The organism is Actinotignum urinale DSM 15805, from assembly GCF_000420445.1.
In the GTDB taxonomy this organism is placed as follows: domain Bacteria; phylum Actinomycetota; class Actinomycetes; order Actinomycetales; family Actinomycetaceae; genus Actinotignum; species Actinotignum urinale.
Genome location: NZ_ATUY01000008.1, coordinates 94254 through 101675 on the forward strand (window position 1 = coordinate 94254; position 7422 = coordinate 101675).

Here is a 7422-nt window from a genome sequence, read left to right on the forward strand (position 1 = left end):
TTTTCCTCACACTTTATATATTGCCATATCTGCTTGCGAAAGTAACTCAGCGGCGTGTGTTATTGCCGCATCTGTGACCGAGCCTGAGAGCATTCGTGCCAATTCTTCTAAGCGTTGATCGCCCTCCACTGTTCGTAATTGTGTACACGCTATATTATTCACTGTTTCTTTCTCGACAATGTCCTGTTTTCGCGCAAAAACGGCTACCTGTGCAAGGTGTGTTACGACGATAACTTGTGTGCGTTGAGCAAGTTGCGCTAAGCGTTGTCCAATGGCTGTTGCAGCCGAACCTCCAACGCCTGCATCAATTTCGTCGAAAAGAAAAGTGTGACCATCTTCGCTTAAGCGTGTGGCAAGGGAAACCTCAATGGCGAGCATAACTCGCGATAATTCACCACCACTTGCTGATTCACCTAGCGGTTTTATGGGGGCGCCCGCGTGGGTTGCGAGGAGGAAATCTACGCTGTCCATGCCGTTGGCACTTGGCTCGGACTTTTTCACTTCGACGATAAAACGTGCATGTGGCAGGCTCAAACTAGGAAGTTCTGCATTCACGGCATGTGACAGATCGCGCCCGGCCAGTAGCCGTGCTTCACATAGTGCTTTTCCTGCGTTGTTCATCTGCGTTTGTGCTTCTTCCACAGCTTTTTCGTATTCGCGCAGATGACTTTCTGGATCTCCTAATTCATCGAGTCCGGCTCGGGCTACGTCCGCAGCTTCGAGGATTTCAGGGATGCCCATTCCCAGTTCTTTGCGCAATCCTGCAAGTTCTTGGCGACGCTCATAGATACGTGAGAGTTCTTCGGGATCAGCTTCAATGAGGCCTGCTCGTTGTGAAATATCGCTGACAATATCGTCAATTTCCGCAATGCAGGTATCCAAGCGGGAAACGAGTGTGGTCGCATCGTGTCCAGCATTGGTTCCTTCTAATATTTTTTCAACATCGCGTAGGCAGTCTGTGGCTTGTGCGAGGGTCATTGTTGACGGACTATCCACCATATCATTACCTGCAAGTAGTCCTACGGCTCGTGAAAATGATTCAAATAGTTCCGTGCTATTTTCGATCTCCATTGCACGATTTTTGAGTTCTTCTTCCTCTCCCGCATAGGGCGCGACTTCGTCCACTTTTGCCAAGAGCGCTTCGTATGCGAGCCTGCGCTGTGCACTATCTTTTAATGTTCGACGATAATCCTCCAGTTTTTCTACAGCCTGTGTGTATGTTTTCCACGTCTTTGTCCATAGTTTTTTGGCGTCAGTAATGGGTTTTCCGCCGAAAGCATCCAGCGCAGAGCGCTGTTGGGCACTTCCCGTGAGTCGGATTTGATCTGATTGGCCGTGAACGGTAACGAATGATTGAGCGATGTCTTTAAGGACAGCAGTTGGCACACTACGTCCTCCGACGTAGGCTCGTGAACGTCCCTGTACCGGAACTGTGCGTGCTATAATAACGTTCGCGTATCCGTTTTCGATATCGTAATGCCCGCCTGCTTCACGTATACGTTCTAATATAGGGGCATTGTCTGGGATGAGGAAATTTCCTTCAATTTCTGCGACTTGAGAGCCCATGCGTACACGGGATGGATCCGCTTTAGCGCCAAGCAAAAGAAGTAGCGACGTAACGGCCATGGTTTTTCCTGCACCGGTTTCTCCGGTAATGGCGGTAAGGCCGCCCGCGAAATTCACCTCTGCCTCTTCAATCACGCCGAGGTTTTTAATACTGACGCTTTCAATCATTTTTCTCCTCTGCTACCCTGCCTCGTAATATCAATCTCGCGTGTCTCACTGTTGTGTGCCACGCTACTGTGCTTGTTGAATACACCATCACGCACTCGCATCACACCAACTTTCAATGTAACTACGTTATTAACACCAGTTTCTTGCATGCTTACTTAGCATCACGCCAGCCCTTGACGGGAAGATGAAATTTATTCACGAGTCGCTCAGAAAAGGGCATGTTGTTCAGGCCTGCGAGTTTAATTGTTCTTTCGCCTTTAACCGCTCGAATGATTGAGCCTGCCGGCGCGAACACTTTTCGTCGTCCATCGCACCACATCATCGCATCCTCATGGAGAATGCGAACTTCCAGCACCGAATCCGAGCTCACAACGAGCGGCCTGGTGAAAAGTGCGTGGGCCGAAACCGGAACCAGTAGCATTGCTTGAACTTCTGGCCACACTATTGGCCCGCCCGCACTGAAACTGTATGCGGTAGACCCGGTTGGCGTCGAAAAAAGAACACAGTCTGCTTTGAAACTACTCAGTTCTCGCCCATCAACCCAAATTGATGTTTCCAGCATCCTTGAATTAAAAACTTTTTCTACTGATGCCTCGTTCAATGCCCACTGCTGATCTTTACTTCCATCGGGGCGAAAAACGGTGATATCTATTGTCATTCGTTCGCTAATGGTCCAGTTTTTCGCAACGATTCGTTCTACAACGTTGTTAATATCGTCCGGATCAGCTTCAGACAGGAAGCCCATATGCCCGTAGTTAATGCCAAGGACGGGAACATCAACGGCACGCCCTAGTTCTGCTCCCCTGAGCATTGTGCCATCTCCGCCCATAACAAGAATAAGATCTGCATCTCGTGCACCATTAATTGTTTCAGAGGAATCAACGTGAACATCATGCGCTTCCAATGTGGAAATCGCTTTTTTTGCGTGTGCCATCATTTCTTTAGAAAGATTACGGTTGAGAACAACGGAAACTTTTTGTTTCACAATAGCTCCTCCCAGGTGTGTGCCTTGTGTTCTCCTACAAATTTTACCCGGTTATTCGGATTTTTCCTTACCCGCTGGTCCGTTATCCACAGCTTCTCTTACAGCGTGCATAAAATCCTCAGAAACTGTGGATAATTCGCTTCCAGCAGGCAATATTGGAAGCGTCTCCTTGACATATTTCGTCATATAGAGGAAATATTCCACATTTCCCGCTGGCCCAGGGAGAGGCGAAGGGGCAACAGCATAAACATTCAAGCCGTTACGCGCCGCACATAAGGCAACATCGCATACCGCCTCAACGTGATACTCCGTATTCGTGACAACCCCATGCGCACCAATTTTCGCTTTCCCCACCTCAAATTGGGGTTTGACCATAAGCAGGAATTCAGCATTATTCGACGAGCACGCAACAAGGGCAGGAATCAATAACGTTAATGATATGAAGGACAAATCTCCCACAACAAGGGAGGGCGCGGGAGCAACCATTTCCGGTTGCAAGGTTCGCACATTTGTCCGTTCCAGCACGGTAACGCGAGAATCTTCTCGTAGCCTCCACGCGAGCTGGCCATACCCCACGTCCACAGCAACGACGTGCCCTGCCCCTCGTCGTAACAACACATCTGTGAAACCCCCGGTGGACGCTCCCGCATCAAGCGCCCTCACGCCTGCAATCTCGGGGCCATTTTCCCCCAAATAGTCGAGGGCACCTAGGAGTTTGTGTGCACCACGTGAAGCCCAGTTGTCCGCTTTTTTCATATCGACGACGAGTGCCTGCGCGGGATCCATTTGGCGCGCAGGTTTCGTGACGAGGTTTTTGTCCAGGTACACGTGTCCGGCGCGTATGAGTTCCGATGCCTCTGCCCGAGAACGTGCGAGTTTGCGTCGAACAAGTTCAGCATCAACGCGAATAAGTTTAGCCACTATAGCCACTCTTTCTGAAAAACACTACGCACAACCTCCTTGCACAAACACCACGAACAGCCTCAATAGGCAATGCCTATACGAAACAGCACACAAACCCCGCGAAATACGTCTACAGTTGCGCTTTCCCGAGGTGTTTGTGAAGTTCGTCGAGTAGCGTTCCGAGTTCATCAAGTTGTTCGCTTGTATCCTTGTTGGGAAGGTTCGCGATTTTTTGGTCGATGTCCTCCCAGGGCATCCCGGCGTTGCGGGCAAGGTTAGCTGGGGTCACCTGAGGTGGCTTGTGCGCTGAGATATTTGTGTTTTTCATACGCATTCCCTTGACGTATCCGAACCTTCTTTAGCCGTTATCCTTAGCTTTCGATCGTTAGTGAACGGCTAACGAACTGTTTATAATTGACGTTTTGTGTGTTGATGCGTTCCATCACGCGTTTTGCGACAGTCAACGAATGGCGCGCATGAATAGCGTGTAGCGCGTCGGTGAGAACTCTCCCCGACAGCGCATCCTTTTACTCTCTTACGAATCTTTTCGCACAATGGTATAGTTGAGCAGTTTGTCAGCGAGCTGTTCTCTTGTGAGTTTGCCCGAATCAATTGCTTCCCAAACAGCGTGTACCGCCGCGCGGTAGGAGTTCAACTCAAGCTCTGTGCCGTTCAAGCCATCGGTGTGGAGCCCATCTGCATCCACATATGCCCAGCTTCCTTCAACTTCCCAGCGCTCCCCGTTTTTGGTGATGTCGGGGTAAGGTTCGTTGAGCGCACGCATGTCGTCGGCCAGGAATGTTGGGCGTTCTTCGTTAACCGCTAGCATAATATCGCGGGCTGAGTTCACTCCCGTTAGAACGTGAAGGCTAGGAATTTTTGCGGCGACGGCACCGCGAATGTCCGTGTCGAGGCGGTCCCCAATGGAGAAGGGCTTATGCGCGCCCAGCATTGCAACACCTGTATCGTAAATTGCGGGTTCTGGTTTTCCTGCGGAAAGTGGTTTCACGCCTGTTGCATTCACGACGGCAGCCACGAGCGAGCCGTTACCGATCATGAAACCGCGCTCCTGCGGGAGGGTTGCATCCAGGTTTGTGGCAATAAAAAGCGCACCTTTACGAATAGCTAAGGCTGCTTCTGAGAGGTCTTTCCATCCGACTTCGGGGAAGAATCCCATAATGACGGCATCGGGATTATCATCTGCTGACGTAACCCTAACAAAACTGCTTTTTTCGAGAGGACCTATGAGTCCTTCGCTACCGATGGCAAGAACCTTTGCTCCCGGCTCAAGATGTTGTTCTGCAAGGGAAACGGCTGCCATGGAAGAGGTCAGAATATTGTTCGCTGTCGTGTGCAATCCGACTTTTTCCAATGCATCGGCGACCTGTTCGGGGGTTCGCGAAGCATTGTTTGTGAGAAACATGGGTTGCATGCCGTTCTCAACTGCTATCGCGAAATTTTCGGGCGCGTAGGGCGCAGGTTTTCCGCCCAGCCACGCAACTCCGTCGAGATCAAAAATCGCTCCATCATAGTTGGAAATAAAAGTACCCACTCTAGTCCTCCCTGGTGGTTGATTCCTCGTCAACTTCTTTAGTCAACTCTTCATCTACTTCTTGCGTGCTGTTATCGGCAACGGACTTATCCTCGTCCTGTGCACAATCATCATTAGCAGTGGTCACTTCTGCATCGTGTGACTCTTCTGCATCACGTGACTCTTCCATATCGTGCAACTCTTCTGCTACATCTTCAGTATTCTCAGCCTCACGAACACTTTCAGTCTCAGAATCCATATCGCGCGCCTCGGCATCATTTGCCACCTCGGCACCTACCTCTTCAACTTCAGCATTATCCGGTTCAGCATTATCTGCTTCGGGCGTAGCTTCATCGGCCTCATCGACTTCAGGTTCGACAATATCTATTGCGCCCTCATTCGTGTAGACCGGATTCCACTTTGCGCGGATTTCTTCCGCTTCTTCAGTGCGTCCAAGTTCTTCAAGGCGATCAGCACGGATAAGTTCTACTCGTGAACGCAACTCTTCAGGAAGATTTTCTGACTTAATTTTTTCAATGACCGCTAATCCGCTTTGTGAATCACCTGCATCTGCACGCGCCCCCGAGGTAACAAGCGCAAGTTCAAGCGTTGTTGCCATATCGAGGCGACTCAGGGGAATGTCTGCGATAAAAGCCAAAGCCTTCTCGGGACGTCCGAGTCCGCGTTCAGAATCGGCTTCCAGTGCGACGTGCGAGTAGTCATCACTCATGCGTCGGTATGTGCGCAATTCGCGCAATGCTTCTGCGTAACGGCCGGTCATATATGATGTAATTCCGAGCGCTTCTCGCACAATATCAACTCGCGCTGCGTGGCGGTATGCCGCTTTTGCGTGATCGTATGCAAGTTCTGGATTTTCGTCCAAAACAGCTCCCGCATACACGAGGTGGCGCGCAACTCGCTGCGAGTTTTCTTTTGATAATGTTTTGAGCTTCCGTAATGCTGTGGCGTTGAGATCTTTTTCTGAGACGTTTTCAGGCACAAAGGGATCTCTACGACGATTATTGTTTCTTTCCCCTCGGGTTTCGTTGTCGCGCCGTGAGCGGGAGAATTTATCATCCCGTTCCCCGCGTGCAAAACGTTGTGATCCCGAGAACTTACCGGCCTCATCTTCGTTGTTTTCAAATCGTTGTGGCCTATTTCGACGCTCAAAACGTTGTGAGCGTTCCGTTCCTTCAAATCGATCGGAAGGACGAGTTTTTTCTCGACCGCCGAATCGCGATTCTCCTCGTTCCTCATTATTGAAACGATTGCGCGTAAACCCAGAGTTCCCTCCTCGGCGAAAACTTCGAGCGGAGAACTCCCGATCTTCCTGGTTGCGTCCGCGTTTGAATGATGATCCGCGTCCATAGGATTCGCCTTCAGGACGTTCGTCGCCATTGTAACGCCCTCGTCCTTTGCCATATCCCGCGTTGCGATCGTTGTTGCCACGGTAGTTGGGTTTATCTTCCCATTGTTGACGACGGTTGCGCTTTTCGCCACGGTCGTTGTTGTCTCTTTGGGAGTAACGACGGCCACTATCGTAGGATTCTGAGTTGTTATGACGGTGAGAGGATGTTCGCTCTTGCTTCTCGCTGTTATCGTTTCTCGACCAGAAACGTTCACCGCTTTTGCGTCCCTGTGTTCCGTGATTGTCGTGTCGACGCTGAGAGCGATTCCAGGAGCTTTTCCCTCCTCGAGAAGAATCACGTTGTCCCGAAGCTGAGCGCCAGCCTTGAGACTTGTTTGATTGATCTTCTGTATGACGATCTGACATGAATTCCTCTCAAATAAAATTTCGATCTATTTATGTGCTTTGTCTATTATAAACTTTGTTGGCTACCAGTTGACATGGGTATAAGAGTTATGTGGCGGAAGCCTTGTTTTTATGGGTTGTAGGGGGATATAACAACCGTTGGTTTGTGTGTGCGTGTGTTGTGTGAGGTTTTGTTGTGGGTATGTGTGTGGGGAGTGTCGACGATAAACCGTTGTTTGGTTTTCGTGGACACTCCCCACACTGTATTAAGTTTTGATGGGTGGCAGTGACTTACTCTCCCACACCCTACCGAGTGCAGTACCATCAGCGTTAGTAGTCTTAGCTTCCGAGTTCGAAATGGTATCGGGCGTTACCCTACCACTATGACCACCACCCAAAACAATCGGGAAACAACCACACACACATATATATGTTTACTTGTTTGGTTGTTTTATACCCCGCACACACCACACACGACCCACACCCTCAAGGCAGGATCCGAGCTGTTCGGCCTGG

At 50.1% G+C, this 7422-nt stretch carries 6 protein-coding genes and 1 rRNA gene; all 7 read right to left on the minus strand.

What is annotated here, in order from left to right:
* Positions 1-6: 6 nt before the first annotated feature.
* The 7 genes from recN to rrf all read right to left on the minus strand — a co-directional run bounded on the left by recN (position 7) and on the right by rrf (position 7301).
* On the minus strand, positions 7-1734 hold the full coding sequence (gene recN / locus G445_RS0106695; protein ID WP_022866778.1) for a DNA repair protein RecN: 1728 nt from the start codon (positions 1732-1734) through the stop codon (positions 7-9).
* Between the two features lie 151 nt (positions 1735-1885).
* Complete coding sequence (locus G445_RS0106700) at positions 1886-2719, minus strand: NAD kinase (RefSeq protein WP_022866779.1); 834 nt, start codon at positions 2717-2719, stop codon at positions 1886-1888.
* A 51-nt stretch (positions 2720-2770) separates the two neighbouring features.
* A complete protein-coding gene (locus G445_RS0106705) occupies positions 2771-3640 on the minus strand; it encodes a TlyA family RNA methyltransferase (protein ID WP_022866780.1) in 870 nt (289 codons plus the stop codon).
* 112 nt (positions 3641-3752) lie between these two features.
* Positions 3753-3950, minus strand: a complete 198-nt coding sequence (locus tag G445_RS0106710) for a hypothetical protein (protein WP_156825573.1) — start codon at positions 3948-3950, stop codon at positions 3753-3755.
* Between the two features lie 207 nt (positions 3951-4157).
* A complete protein-coding gene (locus G445_RS0106715) occupies positions 4158-5174 on the minus strand; it encodes an HAD-IIA family hydrolase (protein WP_022866782.1) in 1017 nt (338 codons plus the stop codon).
* A gap of 1 nt (position 5175) precedes the next feature.
* The gene (locus tag G445_RS11800; protein WP_022866783.1) at positions 5176-6927 is read right to left on the minus strand and encodes a hypothetical protein; all 1752 of its coding nucleotides are present in this window, start codon (positions 6925-6927) and stop codon (positions 5176-5178) included.
* 257 nt (positions 6928-7184) lie between these two features.
* Positions 7185-7301: ribosomal RNA gene (gene rrf, locus G445_RS0106725) — 5S ribosomal RNA — on the minus strand.
* Positions 7302-7422: the final 121 nt, after the last annotated feature.